General features: G+C 46.8%; 11 protein-coding genes. 8 read left to right on the forward strand and 3 right to left on the reverse strand.

What is annotated here, in order from left to right; translation table 11 throughout:
* A partial coding sequence (gene lon, locus ACE1CM_RS18250) for an endopeptidase La (protein WP_374879056.1) occupies nucleotides 1-1,473 on the forward strand: 1,473 nt, incomplete at its 5' end.
* Nucleotides 1,474-1,527: 54 nt separating this feature from the next.
* On the opposite strand, the gene ACE1CM_RS18255 is transcribed toward lon, so the two are convergent.
* Nucleotides 1,528-2,112 (reverse strand): hypothetical protein, encoded by a 585-nt coding sequence (locus tag ACE1CM_RS18255; RefSeq protein ID WP_374879058.1) that lies wholly within the window; start codon nucleotides 2,110-2,112, stop codon nucleotides 1,528-1,530.
* Between the two features lie 202 nt (nucleotides 2,113-2,314).
* Between ACE1CM_RS18255 and ACE1CM_RS18260 the strand changes: the two genes are divergently transcribed.
* Complete coding sequence (locus ACE1CM_RS18260) at nucleotides 2,315-4,306, forward strand: S8 family serine peptidase (protein ID WP_374879060.1); 1,992 nt, start codon at nucleotides 2,315-2,317, stop codon at nucleotides 4,304-4,306.
* 342 nt (nucleotides 4,307-4,648) lie between these two features.
* Here ACE1CM_RS18260 and ACE1CM_RS18265 read toward each other — a convergent pair whose 3' ends face one another.
* Nucleotides 4,649-4,831, reverse strand: coding sequence for a hypothetical protein (locus tag ACE1CM_RS18265; protein WP_374879062.1), 183 nt, complete (start codon nucleotides 4,829-4,831; stop codon nucleotides 4,649-4,651).
* 14 nt (nucleotides 4,832-4,845) lie between these two features.
* On the reverse strand, nucleotides 4,846-5,049 hold the full coding sequence (locus ACE1CM_RS18270) for a plasmid partition protein ParG (protein WP_374879064.1): 204 nt from the start codon (nucleotides 5,047-5,049) through the stop codon (nucleotides 4,846-4,848).
* Between the two features lie 151 nt (nucleotides 5,050-5,200).
* Between ACE1CM_RS18270 and ACE1CM_RS18275 the strand changes: the two genes are divergently transcribed.
* The 6 genes from ACE1CM_RS18275 (at nucleotide 5,201) to ACE1CM_RS18300 (ending at nucleotide 16,825) form a co-directional block, all read left to right on the forward strand.
* Complete coding sequence (locus ACE1CM_RS18275) at nucleotides 5,201-5,401, forward strand: hypothetical protein (protein WP_374879066.1); 201 nt, start codon at nucleotides 5,201-5,203, stop codon at nucleotides 5,399-5,401.
* Between the two features lie 246 nt (nucleotides 5,402-5,647).
* A complete protein-coding gene (locus ACE1CM_RS18280) occupies nucleotides 5,648-5,956 on the forward strand; it encodes a hypothetical protein (RefSeq protein WP_374879068.1) in 309 nt (102 codons plus the stop codon).
* Nucleotides 5,957-5,967: 11 nt separating this feature from the next.
* Nucleotides 5,968-6,426, forward strand: coding sequence for a hypothetical protein (locus ACE1CM_RS18285; protein ID WP_374879070.1), 459 nt, complete (start codon nucleotides 5,968-5,970; stop codon nucleotides 6,424-6,426).
* 486 nt (nucleotides 6,427-6,912) lie between these two features.
* Nucleotides 6,913-8,127 carry a phosphodiester glycosidase family protein gene (locus ACE1CM_RS18290; RefSeq protein ID WP_374879072.1) on the forward strand — a complete coding sequence of 405 codons (1,215 nt, stop codon included), beginning with the start codon at nucleotides 6,913-6,915 and terminating at the stop codon, nucleotides 8,125-8,127.
* Nucleotides 8,128-8,760: 633 nt separating this feature from the next.
* Nucleotides 8,761-12,285, forward strand: a complete 3,525-nt coding sequence (locus tag ACE1CM_RS18295; protein WP_374879074.1) for an endonuclease/exonuclease/phosphatase family protein — start codon at nucleotides 8,761-8,763, stop codon at nucleotides 12,283-12,285.
* 451 nt (nucleotides 12,286-12,736) lie between these two features.
* Complete coding sequence (locus tag ACE1CM_RS18300) at nucleotides 12,737-16,825, forward strand: PAS domain S-box protein (protein WP_374879076.1); 4,089 nt, start codon at nucleotides 12,737-12,739, stop codon at nucleotides 16,823-16,825.
* Nucleotides 16,826-16,855: the final 30 nt, after the last annotated feature.

Consider the following 16,855-nt stretch of genomic DNA (forward strand, 5'->3'; position numbering starts at 1 on the left):
CCCCTTAATCAGGGGGGAACTCCCCCATCCCCCCTACCCCCCCTTAATCAGGGGGGAACTCCCCCATCCCCCCTACCCCCCCTTAATCAGGGGGGAACTCCCCCATCCCCCCTACCCCCCCTTAATCAGGGGGGAACTCAAGCGGGGATCATCGGTACGGTCATCTGTTTCGCAGGGCCGCCAGGAGTGGGTAAAACCAGCCTCGGTCGTTCGATTGCTCGCGCCTTGGGGCGTCCCTTCGAGCGCATTAGTCTGGGTGGATTGCGCGATGAAGCCGAACTGCGAGGACACCGCCGCACTTACATCGGTGCGATGCCCGGTCGCATCGTGCAAGCACTGCACCGCGCCGGAGTGAAAAACCCGGTAATTATGCTCGATGAACTCGATAAAATCGGCATGGACTATCGCGGCGATCCGGCATCGGCGTTGCTGGAAATCCTCGATCCGCAACAAAACTATTGCTTCCGGGATTTATACCTGGATCTGGATTTTGACTTATCGCAGATTTTCTTTATCGGCACCGCGAATGACTTATCCAAAATTCCCGCACCCCTGCTAGACCGATTAGAAATTATCGAACTATCGGGATATTCCGACCAAGAGAAACTAGCGATCGCCCAAAAATACCTGCTACCCCGTCAAATCGAAAAAGCCGGACTGCCCGCCGATGCAGTGGAAATACTGAGGTTAGCTTTACAAAATAGTATAGAATATTACACGCGGGAAGCCGGAGTCCGCAAACTAGAACAACAACTCGGTGCGATTTGTCGCAAGGTTGCCGTCCGCTATGCCAACGGCGAAACCAATCCAGTGGTTATCCATCCAGAACACCTGGAAGAATTCTTAGGGCCCAGGCGCTTTTTGCGGGATGAGGTGCGAAAAGTTACACAACCAGGCGTCGCTACTGGTCTTGCTTGGACGCTGCAAGGTGGGGAAGTTTTATTTGTCGAGGCGGTGTTGTTACCTGAAGGTAAAGACTTGACCCTGACAGGACAACTCGGCGAAGTGATGCAAGAATCAGCCAGAATTGCCCGGTCTTACGTGTGGTCGAGTGCGGCGGCGTTGGGAATAGACTTGAGTTTATTTAAAGATAATGGCTTACACATCCACGTCCCGGCGGGTGCGATTCCCAAAGATGGACCCTCCGCAGGAGTGACAATGGTTACAGCGATCGCATCCTTATTAACCAACCAACCCGTGCGAACCGATACCGCCATGACGGGAGAAATTAACCTCAGCGGCGAAGTCCTCCCCATCGGCGGCGTGCGGGAAAAAGTGTTAGCAGCGCACCGCGCGGGGATTAAGCGGGTTTTATTACCGCAGCAGAATGGCAAAGATTTGGTAGATGTGCCAGAAGATGTCCGCAAAGAAATCGAATTGGTTTTATGCGATCGCATCCAGCAAGTGCTAGAAAATGCCCTAATAAATAAACCCGATGTTCAACCTCACCAATTGCTGATTGCTAATTTCTAATTGCTAATATAGAAATTTTCCTGCCATTAGCCATTAGCTATTAGCGATTAACTATTACTGGCGTAAAACTCTTGCCATTAACATCTGAGGTTCGACGTTTTCAACATCAGGAATTGCTTCCAACTTAGAAATTCCCATGAGGGCGTCGGAAATTTTGCCCGATTGGGCGCGCAACCAAGCGGCGTGAGGGGCGTAGGAGAGACTTTGAGCGATTTCATAACCAGCTTGCTTAATTGCTTCGCGGTGGGATTCAACGTCAACTTTCTCAGCAAAGCGGATGAAAACCATTCCGGTTGGAACTGCTGGGGAACCATCGGGTTGTAATGTGTAAATTGGCCCGATTGTGGCTTGAGTGGAAGTTAATTGGGTGGTGTCCGGTTCGCCTGAAAAAACAGCGATCGCGCCATCGTTCAATTGTAAAACCGCTCCGGGTGCAACCTTTCTGGGTTCGTTATAGTGTACTGCGTAATATCCCGGCTGACGCCGGTATAAAACCGCAGACCGATCTGTCCCAGCACGGACTTGTTGGGGATATTCGGAAAAGTAGTCTGTCTGGTATCTCACTTCAGCAATGGGAGGTAGAGAGTAAATTTGCCAGGGTTCTACTATCAGGAATAACTCAATCGGAAAATAAATCATCTTTCTGAAGTAGTAATAACGTGCAACTTAATTTTGTCCACCCCGATGGTAAAATATGCCTACCGTAGTCTTCCAGCCTGGGTGGTTTGTCTCTATTCTGGAAACACCGACCGAAGACTTGTATTAAGTTATTGAAATTAATTCTGACAAAGCTTAGTTTTCTGCGAATCTAAATTTAGGTATAACACAGGGAGATTAACATATGGTTACCGTTCGCTATGGCGGTAAAAACGGCGGAGAGTATCAACTTGCTATCAGTGACGAGCATATTGTAGTTCGCACCCAGAGCCACGCCGCTCTTATGGGTGACACACCGTTTGAAGTTGCACCCGTATCGCCTCAATCCCGCAGCATCCTCAATCAATTCAATTTGCAAACACGTTTTCGCGCAGCGGGTGTAGAAATTTTGCGCGCTAAAGACTCAAGTCAGGGCGCTGCTTTGCGTGACAGGGCGCGGACAATTTTGAAGGAAGAACCTGAGATCCAATTTGCCGGACGTGTTCTGGTGGAGCCAGAGTCGATGGAGCCGGTAATTTACACCGAAAACCTCTTCGTTAAGTTCGATGATGAAGAAGAGTCAAGGGTTTGTCAAGAGGTCTTAGACCGTTACAGTTTAACGATTAAACGCCAACTTGAGTATGCACGAAATGCTTACTTTGTCAGTACTTCCACAGGTACTGGTCTAGCAGTGTTTGACATCGCCTCCAGGTTGCTGAATGAGGAATCTGTTGACCTGTGTCATCCCGAATTAGTGCGCGAGTTGCGCCGTCGTCGAGTTTTTCCTCAGCAGTGGCACTTGAAGCCAACAACGATTAACGGTAAAACTGTCGATGCCCATGCCAACGTTGAGGCAGCTTGGCAGTTGAGCGATGGAACGGGGACAATTATCGCTATTATTGACGACGGTGTAGATATCGATCACGAAGAGTTCCGTACCTCTGGGAAGATTGTCGCGCCTCGCGATGTGACGCGCAAAACTAACGATGCGAAACCGGGAAACGGGGATAACCACGGTACCGCCTGTGCGGGGGTGGCATGTGCCAACGGCAACTTTGGTGCGTCTGGGGTAGCACCGGGTGCCAAGCTGATGCCGATTCGTTTCGCTTCTGCGTTGGGTTCCCAGGGGGAAGCCGATTCCTTCGTCTGGGCGGCTCAAAATGGTGCTGATGTCATCTCCTGTAGCTGGGGACCAGCAGATGGCGATTTTACCGACCCCAAAGATCCTCTGCACAATCAGGTGGTGCCGCTTCCCGACTCGACGCGACTGGCGATGGACTTTGCGATTAATCAGGGTCGCAACGGTAAGGGATGCGTAATATTATTTGCTGCTGGCAATGGTAACGAGAGCGTAGATAATGACGGTTATGCCAGCTACTCAAAAGTGATTGCCGTGGCGGCGTGTAATGACCGCAGTCAGAAAAGTCCCTACAGTGACTTTGGCAATGCCGTCTGGTGCGCTTTTCCCAGCAATAATTACTATCCCTCTCTGACTCCTGGGATTTGGACGACAGATCGTTCTGGTAGGCTTGGCTACAATTCGGGTAATGCGAGTCTGGGTGACGCAGCTGGAAACTATACGAATAGTTTCGGCGGTACTTCCAGCGCCTGTCCGGGTGCAGCGGGTGTAGCCGCGCTGATCGTTGCGCGCAATCCGGATCTGCGTTGGGATCAAGTACGAGACATTATTAAACAATCCTGCGATCGCATCGATCAAGCTGGAGGAAAGTATGATGCCAACGGTCGTAGCCCATTGTATGGCTACGGTCGGATTAATGCTCGCAAAGCTGTTGAATTGGCTAAACCAGATCAACCTTCCCCCGTCACGATCTTTAAAGCAGTCCAGGATGTGCCTATTAATGACCTCCAGACATCTACTTTGACTTTAGCGATCGCTAATACCGACCCCATCAAGTCGATTAAAGTTGATGTTGACATCGAGCATACCTACATTGGTGACTTGGTAGTTACCCTTCTCCCTCCTGCGGAAATGGGCGTCACTCCAGTCATTTTGCACGATCGCACTGGCGGAGGAACCGATAATATCAAACAAACCTATGACGAGGTGAACGCATCTGGACTTGCTGGTTTTATCGGTAAAAGTCCAAAAGGAACCTGGACTCTGGAAGTTGCAGATAAGGCAGCTGCGGATACCGGCAAGATTCGCAGCTTGACTCTGGAGATCGGTTTTAAGTAGTAACCTTTTGAGATCCCCCTAAATCCCCCTTAATAAGGGGGACTTTGAATCCGGTTTCCCCCTTAATAAGGGGGACTTTGAATTTGAATCCGGTTCCCCCCTTAATAAGCGCGACTTTGAATCCGGTTCCCCCCTTAATAAGGGGGACTTTGAATCCGGTTTCCCCCTTAATAAGGGGGACTTTGAATCCGGTTCCCCCCTTAATAAGGGGGACTTTGAATCCGGTTCCCCCCTTGGCAAGGGGGGCTAGGGGGGATCGCCTTAGTGTTTGTAACTAGCAGCTTGAGTTAGTAGATCGATAGAGCGATCGCGTATTTCAAGCGATCGCCCACCTCAAACCCCCTACCTCCCGTCAGTTTTTTTCTGGGGTGGTGGGGGTATTTTGTTTTGTGCCTCAGCTTGCTTCACTGCCGTCTCTACGATAAATGCAGCCAGATTAGCGGTAGGTCGTCCTTCAGCATCAGCCCATCGCTCCAGTGCGTCAAAAACGGCATCAGGCAAGGTTAGATTCAGTCGTTTACTCATCGTATTGATCAAATTTAAGGTTCTTTGTCCGATTGCTGTTGCTGCTGTAGCAATTCTTCTATCATTTGAGGCTCGTTCTCCTTAACCCACTCCTCGATTAGCTCTGATATCACTTGACTTATATCTTTGCCTTGATAGGCAACGATCGCTTTAAAACGTCGCTGTAGTTGTCGTTCTACATAAGCTTTAAATTGGTCGCGTGGCACGGTTACAGGCATTATCACTACCTGACAACCATAAAGCATTGACATGTCATAGTTAACTATAGTACTATAATACCTTAATACTAAAATAAAATAAAAAAGCCAGTCCCTAAGCCTGGTAAGCACTGGACTGGCTCTACTCCCACAAATAGGAGCAAATTTCATTATGTCTTACAAAACTCGTCTCAACAATTGGGCGATCGCTCGTTTATTGCCGAGTCAGCAATGGGTCATCGTGGCGCGATACCGCAGTCGGTCGGATGCAGAGGGACACCTTCACTTTGTTTGCCGGAGGATGCCCAATGTGCAATTCAAGATTGTGTTTGATATTGCGGTGAGTGAGCGAACGCTTCTTGCCAGATCGTAAACCTGTGACAGTAGGGGCACGGCATAGACGTTCTTTCCCGAAAGGCAGAAGATCTACTGATGCCGTGCCCCTACAGGTGGTGGGTATTGGCAGTAGGGGCGCGGCAATTAAGATCTTTGGCGAAAGGCAGAAGATCTGTTGCTGCCGTGCCCCTACAGATGATGATAAAACTGTGCAATTTGTTGATGAGCGCGATCGCTTGCCATATCATTCATATCTCCTGCCTTTTCCTAAACTAAATCTATCGTGACGACAGGTGCAATTCCCGATGAAATCCCCAGCAATTTACAAGAGCAACTCCTCCTGCAAGACGCTCAAGCTGGTAATTGCAGACCTATTCAAGTTGGTGGAGATAAACTACTGGGAGATGCACCAAGACTGGCAGCTATTTATGGCGGTAATCCTGAAGATTGGGATAAAATGACAAGTAACCAAGCCTTTGAAATTAATGGAGCATCTGTACAAGTTCATTGGTTTCGTAACAGTCAAACTCTTCAAGATGTCGAATTTAAGTTCAAACGCCAGTATCCCAAAACAGCCCCTAAAAACCTGTAGAGAATCTAATTATGAAAATTCATTGTATCGCCAATAGCGGAGCATCTCTTCCTGAAAGTTACCTCGCTCCAAGAGGAGGTTACAAAAAAGAAATGGAATTTCCCCTCACAGTTGGCAAAGACTATACTGTTTACGCCTTCTCTGTCAAGCAAGGACAGGTTTGGTACTATATCTGCGAGGATAACTATATGTATTATCCGATGCGGAGTCCTGCGCCATTATTTGAGGTAGTTGATAACAGAATGTCTGCCTATTGGAGGTTGAAAATTTATCCAAACGGTTTGTTAGAAGTTGCCTTTGATCGATGGTTTTCCGATCCTTATTTTTACGATAAACTAACCGACCAAAAAGAAGAAGAAGTTTTAATTTTTGAGATATTAAAAGAATTGATAGATGCAGAAGCTTTATCTCCAGACCCCATGTTAACCGCACTTGATAAATCTTTAGAAATGGCTAATCTTTCGGGCTGAAAATTATGCAAAGCAGGCGGTAGGGGTACGGCAATGAGGTTCTTTTCCGAAAGGCAGAAGATGTGCTGCTGCCGTGCCCAAAAAGGTGGTGGGTGTTGGCGGTAGGGGCACGGCAATGACATTCTTTTCCGAAAGGCAGAAGATGTGCTGCTGCCGTGCTACTACAGATTGTGGGTGTTGGCGGTAGTAGCACGGCAATTAAGATCTTTGGCGAAAAGAAGATGTGCTGGTGCCGTGCCCCAAAAGGCGGTGGGTGTTGGCGGTAGGGGCACGGCATAGACATTCTTTCCCGAAAGGCAGAAGATCTGCTGCTGCCGTGCCCCTACAGATTGTGGGTGTTGGCGGTAGGGGCACGGCAATGACATTCTTTCCCGAAAGGCAGAAGATCTGCTGGTGCCGTGTCCCTACAGGTTGTTGGTATTCGGGAATTGCGATCGCGCAATTTGTTGTTAATATTGGTGCTGCCAAAAGGTCAGACTGATTTTTATGCCAAAACCCAAACAATCTCAGGGGTGTCGCGGGATGCTGCGGCGCACTTTTTTATTTTTGCTCGGTATAGCGATCGCTCAAATTTTAGGCGACTTTTTCTCGATTCAAAAAAACCGCGAAAATTTTTTCAAACTCGTGGGTCAATTATGGCAGAAGGTACTCGCTTATGCATCCACTCTCCGAGAGAATCAAACACCTCAACCGCTGCCTAGCACTCCTGTTGTCAGCGTTACACCCACCCCCAGCACGCCAGTTATACAACCGAGCGAAACTCCCGTCGCTAGCGTTACACCCAGTCCTAGCACACCAGTTATAAAACCCAGGGAAACTCCTCAACCTAGCATCACACCCACTCCAACTTCATCCCCATTAGAACGGCAAACACCGCGTTTCTTTACCAAACGTGCTGCTAAGAAAGCACAACCCGTACCAGTAACCCGAAATACTATTGCTGGAGTCAGTTTTTATCAAACCACAATTGACCTAACCGATCCGGAAGTTTTTCTCACCATCGGTTTAGCAAATAATGCCAATTTAGCCAACAATCCCAAAGTTACAAAAGGCGATGAACCTTTTGAGAATATTGTAGCACGATACCGCGCCGCCGTTATTGCCAACGGTACATTTTTTGGCAAAGATGCTCAAAAATCGGTGCTGGGAAATATGGTGGCAGGGGGAAGGTTTCTCAAATACAGTCGTTGGGAAAACTATGGGACGACTTTGGGAATCAAAGCGGGAAATCAACTAGAGATGATTACCGCCCGCTTTTCAGGTCAACCTGATTGGACTCAATATTGGTTTTCTCTTACTTGCGGTCCAAGATTAGTTAAGCAGGGAAAAATTTGGCTATCGCCCTTATCAGAAGGATTTAAAGATTCTCACGTTTTGGGCGTGGGTGCGCGGACGGCGATTGGATTTCCTGAATCTAGAGATAAGTTATTTCTGGTTACTTTTCTCCGCAGTTTGTCTTTAGAACAAGAAGCAAAAATCATGCAGGAAATTGGTTGTGTGGAAGCGATGAATTTAGACGGAGGTGCTTCAGTCGCTTTGGCACATCAAGGACGAATTTTGATGTCGCCAGGACGGAATTTGACGAACGTGCTTGTGGTTTACGACACCAACTATCCCGCCCCAGAAGAGTTGAAAATATCTTGGAAACGCTTCCAAAATGGCGAGCGTCCCTCACCCGTCCCAGCTGATTTTTATGACTGAGTTCCCTGACGACTCCAATATTACCTATCTCTTCTTTTCATCCCGGTTCGTGCGCCTGGAGCGGTGGGTTACGCGCTACATTTACTGCGCCTGGAGCGGTGCGTTACGCGCAACGCTTACGCACCCTACATTTACTACTAAGTTCCCGAAGGATCTAAAATTACCTATCTCTTCTTTTCTCTGATCTCTGCGTTCTCTGTGCCTCTGTGGTTTGTTAAATAGATATCTCCATAAAATGGCAGGCAGAATGCCCACCCCACAAGAGTTTTTGGATAAATTTAATAGCGTAAGCGGTGCGTTACGCGCAACGCTTACGCACCCTACATTTAGATCCTTTCTTTACAGAAACTTCACATACAGTGTTTTCGGCATTACATGCATTGATTTTGTATTAGTGGTAACTTTTTAACCAAAGCAAATTTCAGTGGAATTAGTTTAACTTTAGGTAAAAACCAGGTTAAGAATACAGAGAAATTTCCCATTGTTCCGGAATTTTTTCCATGAGTATGGGAAATTTAAACCATAGTCTTTTGGTGAATACCTATGGTTCCTTGGCACCTGGTTGGAGTTCAAATTCTGCTGCATTTTTGCCTTTTACCTTTTTTGTTTTTTACCACAAGTGAGGTTTTCGCAATGCCAGCAATTAACCTGAGTAACCCCTATGCTCAAGAATTTAACTTGTTAGCTAGTTCAGGGAATAGCAATTCTTGGATTGATGATTCTACAATCGGGGGTTGGTATGCAAACAGAACGACTTATGCTGCTGGAACTGGTTCTAGCAATACAGGCGCACTCTACAGTTTTGGGAGTGTTTCTAGCGATCGCGGATTAGGTTCTGTAGCATCCGGCGGGACGGGTACTGTTTTGTGGGGCGTTCGTTTTGTTAACAATACAGCGAATACTATTTCCGCGCTCAATATCGGTTATGTAGGCGAACAGTGGCGGAATGGCGGTAGCAGCACTACGAGTCCCAGCGTCGCCCAAAAGTTAGACTTTCAATATCAAATTGGCGCGAGTAGCTTAACAAGTGGAACCTGGATTGATTTCGCTCCTTTGGATTTTACCAGTCCGACTTTTGGCACAACTTCTGCGAGTGCGTTAGATGGAAATGCCGCAGCGAACCGCACGAATTTATCGGCAAGTTTAAGCGGTTTATCGATGGCGCCGGGACAAGAAATTTGGTTGCGTTGGTCGGATAGTAACGATGCCAATAACGACCACGGTTTAGCAATTGATGACTTTGGTATTTCGGCAGGTTTTGCGACTCGGGCGGGGATAACAATTACCCAATCTGGCGGTAGCACCGATGTGAACGAACAAGGGGAAACGAGCGATAATTATACTATCGCTCTCAATACCGTACCTGCGGGTGCAGTTAATATGGCAATCGCATCAGACTCACAAACCGTAATCAGCACCGATGGGGTGAACTTTTCCAATTCCATCAATCTCAGCTTTACTGATACCGCGCCGCAAACAATTACCGTTAAAGCTGTTAACGATACCGCGATAGAAAGTTCTCCTCACGCGGGCGTCATCACTCACACTATTATTAGTAGTGCTGACCCCGCTTATGCCAATATCTCAATACCCAATCTCAGCGTTAACATTACTGACAACGATACCGCCCCAGCTATTCGCATCCGCGATATTCAAGGAACTGCCCATCGTTCTCCCCTGGAAGGTCAAACTGTTAGCAATGTTGGGGGTATAGTCACGGCGTTGCGCTCGAATGGTTTTTACTTGCAAGACCCCAATCCAGATAATAATGATGCCACCTCGGAAGGGATTTTCGTCTTCACTTCCTCAGCACCTACTGTTAGCGTGGGCGACTCGGTTCGCGTCAGCGGTAGGGTTAGCGAGTTCCGTCCGGGTGGTACTGGCGGCATCAACAATCTATCCATTACTCAAATTACCAACCCGACTATCGAAAAGCTTTCTAGCGGCAATCCCTTGCCTGCTGTTACTAGTATCGGCATCAACGGTCGCCCGATTCCTAACCAAATTATCGATAACGATGCGGTGGGTGGCAGTGTGGAAAATGCCGCCACCTTGTTTGACCCCGCGCAAGATGGCATCGACTTCTACGAAAGTTTGGAAGGGATGTTGGTAGGGGTAAATAATGCCGTTGTTGTTGGTCCGACTAACGATTTTGGCGAAATTCCGGTTCTGGCAGACAATGGGGTAAATGCGGGAGAGCGCACGGCGCGGGGTGGCATTCGCGTTCAACCGGGGGACTTTAATCCAGAACGGATTATTATTGACGATGCGCTCGTTTCCAACCCGCCGCAAGTAAATGTGGGAGATACTTTCAACAATTTAATTGCAGGTGTAATCGATTATAGTTTTGGCAACTTCAAGCTACTCAACACCGCCGCCTTGCCAACGGTAACCGACCGTGGTTTGACCCCAGAAACAACCGCACTGATAGGTACGCAAGACCAGCTAACCGTTGCTACCTTCAACGTGGAAAACCTCGACCCCAGCGATGGTAGCGTTAAGTTTAACCGCCTCGCCAATGCTATCGTTAATAATCTCAAATCTCCCGACGTTATTAGCTTAGAGGAAGTACAAGATAACAACGGCGCTACTAACGACTCGGTTGTCGATGCTAGCGTTACCTATCAAACTTTGATTAATGCAATCGCAACCGCTGGAGGACCAACCTATCAATACCGCCAAATTAACCCTGTAGATGACCAAGATGGTGGTGAACCGGGGGGCAATATCCGCGTCGGTTTTCTATTCAATCCCAACCGCGTTAGCTTTGTAGATCGTCCCAGCGGCACTCCTACTTCAAGCACCACCGTTAATAATGTCGGTGGCGACCCCCAACTCTCTGCTAGTCCCGGTCGCATCGACCCAACAAATTCAGCTTTCAACGCCAGTCGCAAACCGCTAGTGGGGGAATTTCTGTTTAATGGGAATCGGGTATTTGTTATCGGCAACCACTTTAACTCCAAAGGCGGCGACCAACCATTATTTGGACGCTTCCAACCACCAACCCTGACCACCGAAGTCCAGCGCAATCAACAAGCGACAATTGTCAAAGACTTTGTGCAGAATATTCTGGCGGTTGACCCGAATGCCAACGTTATCGTAGCGGGTGACTTGAATGATTTTGAATTCTCGAATCCCCTGAATATTCTTAAAAGTGCCAAACTGAATAACCCGAGCGAAACCCTGCCTGCTAATGAGCGCTACACCTACAATTTTGATGGCAATGCTCAGACGCTGGATTATATTCTATCGAGCAACAATCTATTCAATCGGATCGATGGTTTTGATGTGGTTCACATCAACTCGGAATTTGCCGATCAAGTAAGCGACCACGACCCCTTGGTTGCTCGCTTTAACCTGCCGACTTTGATTAACGGTACGCCCAACGCCGATAATTTGGTCGGTACTAACCAAAATGAAATTATCAATGGTCAAGGCAGCGATGACTTCATTTCTGGTCAAGGCGGTAACGATTCTATTAACGGCGGTGCAGGCAACAACGACCGGATGTTTGGCGGAGATGGCAACGATACGATTGCCGATCCGGATGGGATTTTAGGCGCTCATGGTGGAACGGGTAACGATACAATTAACGTCACTTTTGCCCCTTCTTGGGATAACAATACCAACCCTAACGATGCGCCGCGTTCTGATGGCAAAATTACCGGCGGTTACGGGAATGATGATATTACCGTCACGATGAATCATCCCCGCTTCTTTATTAATTTAAAGGGTGACGAACCAGTCAATCCGATCGGCAACGACCCCCGCGATGGTAATGATGTTATTACCTTGCTGGGAAGTTATGGGAATTCGGTCGTTGATTTAGGCGGTGGAAACGATCGCTTTAATGGTGGGAATGGCAACGATAATGTTTCCGGTAGCGGCGGTGACGATATCATCAATGGGGGTGCTGGTAGCGATTGCTTCGTCCTAGCAACTGGCAAAGGCACCGACGCAATCACCGATTTCACCGATAATGAAGACCGCATCGGATTATCCGCCGGTTTATCCTTGGCACAGATCGACGTCACTCAAGGTACGGGTGTCAACACCAGCGATACTTTAATTAAGCTAATCGCCAATCATGAATTGCTGGCAATTTTGCGCGGGGTAAATTCTAGCAATATCACCGCCGCTGACTTTGTTTCTGTTTGAAGATTGCTAATTGCTAATTGCTAATTGCTAATCAGCTTTTTGCGATTAGCAATTAGCGATTAGCGCGCTCTGAGAATTGCTGCTGATTTTAAAGCTAGCAGCAATTTTTTTGAGGCACGACTGCGTACACTCTGCTTCTCCCCGCTTCTCCCTCCTTCTCCCTCCTTCTCCCTCCTTCTCCTTTTCTTGGCGTCCTACTCTTCGAGAAGCCGCTATCGCGTCTATGGCGTCTTGGCGGTTCGTTAAAAAAACGGATTCCGTATAACTTCCTACAAAAAATTTCCCTCTGCCTCTTCCCCATAGATTACGACTTGACCTTAATAAAATTTTTATTTATAACGTAAACAATACCTGTCGCAGACCTGAGCGAGGGATGGAAAACCTGAAGGAGTAAGCTACCACGATGTTGAGCGGAGCGCTAAAACAAATTTTTGCTAGAGTTACAGGAGGTGTGCCCCTAAAAACTGTTTTAATTTTTCCCTTCGTTGTACAGACTACCATAACCGTGGGGCTGGTGGGTTATCTTTCCTGCAAAAATGGGCAGCAGACGGTGAATAACCGGGCGCATGAGTTGATGATTCATGCTCACGATCGCATCGACCAACACCTCAAATCTTACACTGCTCTTCCCCAACAAATTGTCCAACTCGTTGCCGATGACTTGGAATTAGGAAAAATTCATCTAGATTCGCCAAACTTGCAGAATTTAGATGTTTATTTTCTCAAGCGCATTCAAGTGTTTAATTCCGTTAGTTTTATTTATGCCGGTAACGAACAAGGCAAGTTTATCGGTGCGGGTTCGGTGAGGAAAGATGGTCAACTCTCCTACATTATAGAAGTCGCAGACGGCACAACCAATAAAAATTATGTTTCTTACGCCACAGACAAAAAAGGCAAGCGTATCCAAAAATTAAATAGCGTTTCCAACTACGATCCGCGCCGTCGCCCTTGGTATCAAGCTGCCGTTAAAAAAGGTAGGGCAACTTGGAGCGAAATTGATCCGTTTATTAGAGAAGCTAACATAGGGCTGAAGATAGAAGCAGTGAAACCATATTATCAGCAATCTGGCCTGATCGGTGGGGTCACGGCGGTTGATTTGTACTTGAACGATATCAATAGGTTTTTGCAAAAATTCTCCTTGAGTCGAGCAGGCGAAATATTTATTTTAGAACCGAATGGGTTATTGGTAGCTAGTTCGAGTCAGCAGCCAAATTATACCATAATTAATCGAAAAATTCAACGAATTAGCGGAGCCGCAAGTCACAATTCGCTTATGGGGAAAACCGTTGCATATTTAATCGATAAATTTGGTAGTTTAGACAAAATTAGGACAAGTAAGCAGGTTGAATTTAAACAAGAGGGACAACGCCAATTTGTTCGCGGTACTCCCTGGTCAGATGAATTTGGCTTGAATTGGTTAATAGTGACCGTTGTTCCAGAAACCGATTTTATCGAGCAAATTAACGCCAATATAAAGCGAACGATTTTATTATCGATTGTAGCTTTGTTTGGCTCTACAGCAATTGGAATGCTCGCGGCGGAATGGGTGACCAAACCGATGGCGCAACTCAATATTGCCGCGAAGGAAATTGCCCAAGGAAATTGGGAAAAAACGGTTAAAATTGAGCGAGATGATGCAGTTGGGTCACTAGCTAAATCATTTAATGAAATGGCGCAACAACTGCAAGTGTCTTTTGGGGAGATGAAGTATCTCAACGCAGCACTGGCAGAGAGCGAACAGCGATTAAATCAATTTTTAGAAGCTTTACCCGTTGGGGTGGCAGTTATCTATCCGCATGGGGAAGTTGTCTATACCAATCAAATGGCAAAACATCTATTTGGAACCGCTGTGGAAAATCCAGGGTTGATATATCAAATTTATCGCGCTGGAACCGACCAACTTTATGAGATCGATCGCCTACCCATAGTCCGAGCGCTTAATGGAGAAACAGTCGTAGTTGACGATATAGAAATACGTCGAGACGGAAAGGCGATCGCTCTGGAAATGCGAACGATTCCCGTTTTGGATAGTCAGGGAAACGTTACCTTTGCCATTACTGCATTTCACGATATCACCGATCGCAAACTAGCAGAAATTGCACTGCTAGAAAGCGAAACCAAGTACCGCCATCTAGCAGAAAACGTGCCTTCCTTTGTCTATCGCTTCCTACTGCATCCCGATGGCACTCAAGAATTCATTTATATCAGTCCAGGGGTGCAAGAAGTTTACGAATATGAACCCGAAATCATTGCCAAAAATCCCCATTTGCCTTGGCAAGTTACCCATCCCGAAGATGTAGCTTCCCTCAACGAAACCGTTCTAATTTCGGCACAAACTTTACAACCTTGGAAATGGGAAGGTCGAATTATTCCGCCTTCTGGTCGCACTAAATGGGTACAAGGAATCTCCCGCCCGCAAAAACAGCCCAATGGCGATATCATCTGGGATGGCGTCATCATCGATATTACAGAACGCAAACAGGCAGAACAACTCATAGAAGAATATCAGCGCACCCTGGAAACTCAAGTACAACAACGCACCGCCTCACTCGCTCAAGAAATTACCGAACGCAAACAAATCGCAGCTGCACTGGTAAAAAGCGAAGCGCGATATCGTGCCATCCTTGAAGATCAGACCGAACTGATTGCCCGATGTAAGCTAGATGGCACTCTAACTTTTGTTAATGAAGCTTTCTGTCGATATTTTGGACTAACGCGGGAAGAATTGATCGGGTATCATTACGAACCCGTTGTTTTTGAACAAGACCGGGAATATGTGGCGCGTCAGGTCAATTCCATCAGCAGAAAAAATCCTGTCGTCACGATTGAAACTCGGGTAATTAGTCAGGAGCAATTGCGTTGGACTCAGTGGATTAACCGGGCTATATTTGATGACGCTGGATGTATTGTTGAATTGCAAGCAGTCGGACGGGACATCACAGATCTGAAAAAGGCAGAAGAAGAACTGCGACAAGCAAAAGAAGCAGCGGAAGCAGCAAACCATGCTAAAAGTACGTTCTTAGCTAATATGAGTCACGAACTCAGGACGCCACTAAACGCCATTTTAGGATTTGCACAACTGCTAAAGCATGACTCAAACCTCAATCCGCAACAACAAGAAAATATCCGCATTATCAGTCGCAGCGGCGAACACTTGCTGGGTTTAATCAACGACGTTCTCGACTTATCGAAAATCGAAGCTGGATCTATAGTATTGAACGAAAGCGACTTCGATCTTATCGATATGCTGTCTGAGTTAAAGGAAATGTTTCAAGTTAAAGTTAAGGCAAAAAGCTTGCAGTTAGAGTTTAACTTTGCTCCCCAAGTTCCTCAGTTTATCAGAAGCGATCGCCTCAAACTCCGCCAAGTTTTAATCAACCTACTGGACAAGGGCATTAAATTTACCAATCAGGGGAAAGTTTCGCTGAACGTGACTCGGATTGACAAACCAGAAAATCAGTTAAATCTGCAATTTTCTCTCAGGGATACCGGAGTCGGAATTCGCGAGAATGAAATGCAACATCTATTCACCCCCTTTGTACAAACTACTGCTGGAATTGCTACAGCTAAAGGCACGGGTTTGGGTTTAACTATTAGTCGCAAATACATCCAACTTTTAGGCGGAGATATCGCCGTCCAATCTCAAATCGGACAGGGAGCAACCTTCCAATTTGAGATTAAAGTTATCGCGATTAACCCCACAGCCATCGGGAATCGACAAATCAGCCGCCGCGTTATCGCTCTAGCCCCAAACCAACCGGAATATAGAATTTTAGTCGTTGATGATAGCGAGCGCAACCGTCAACTGCTGGTACAGTTACTTGCCCCCGTTGGTTTTGCAGTTCTAGAAGCGACAAACGGTGAAGAAGCGATTAAAATGTGGGAAACCTTTCAACCCCATCTGATTTGGATGGATATGAAAATGCCCGTTCTCGACGGTTATCAAGCTACCCAAAGAATTAAAGCTACAACCAAAGGTTTTGCCACAACAATTATTGCCATCACCGCCAGTGCTTTTGAGTCAGAAAAACTCGCTATGCTATCGGCAGGATGCGATGATATTATTTGTAAGCCCGTGTCAGAAAAGGTTATCTTTGAAAAGCTAGCCGAATATTTAGGAGCGAGCTTTATTGAAGAATCCAACACAACTATTGCGTCGGGTGAGTCCAATTATAATCTAAATTTAGCTTCTATGCAAGCATTGCCAAAGTCATGGTTGATTGAATTAGAACAGGCAAGTTTAACGCAAGAGCAAGAAGCGTTAGAGCAATTGATTTTCAGGATACAGCCGCAAGAAACAGCACTGGCAGAGGCGATCAAAAAGATAATTGAAAACTTGGAATACTCAAAGATTTTAAACGCTATTGAAAACGCCAAAGGAGGCAAGGAAACTCAAGCAAACCTGTCGAGCGCTCCCACAAACAACGAATGGCAATCGACCCTAAAACTTCCGGATGGTTGGACCGGGGAAATGAAACAAGCAATTAGTCTTGCCGATTTGAATTTAATCGAAGATCTAATTAACCGAATTCAGGGATAAAATCCGGGAATTGCTCAAATTATTCAGGGG

The sequence above is a fragment of the Microseira sp. BLCC-F43 genome (assembly GCF_041929235.1).
Classification (GTDB): Bacteria; Cyanobacteriota; Cyanobacteriia; order Cyanobacteriales; family Aerosakkonemataceae; genus Microseira.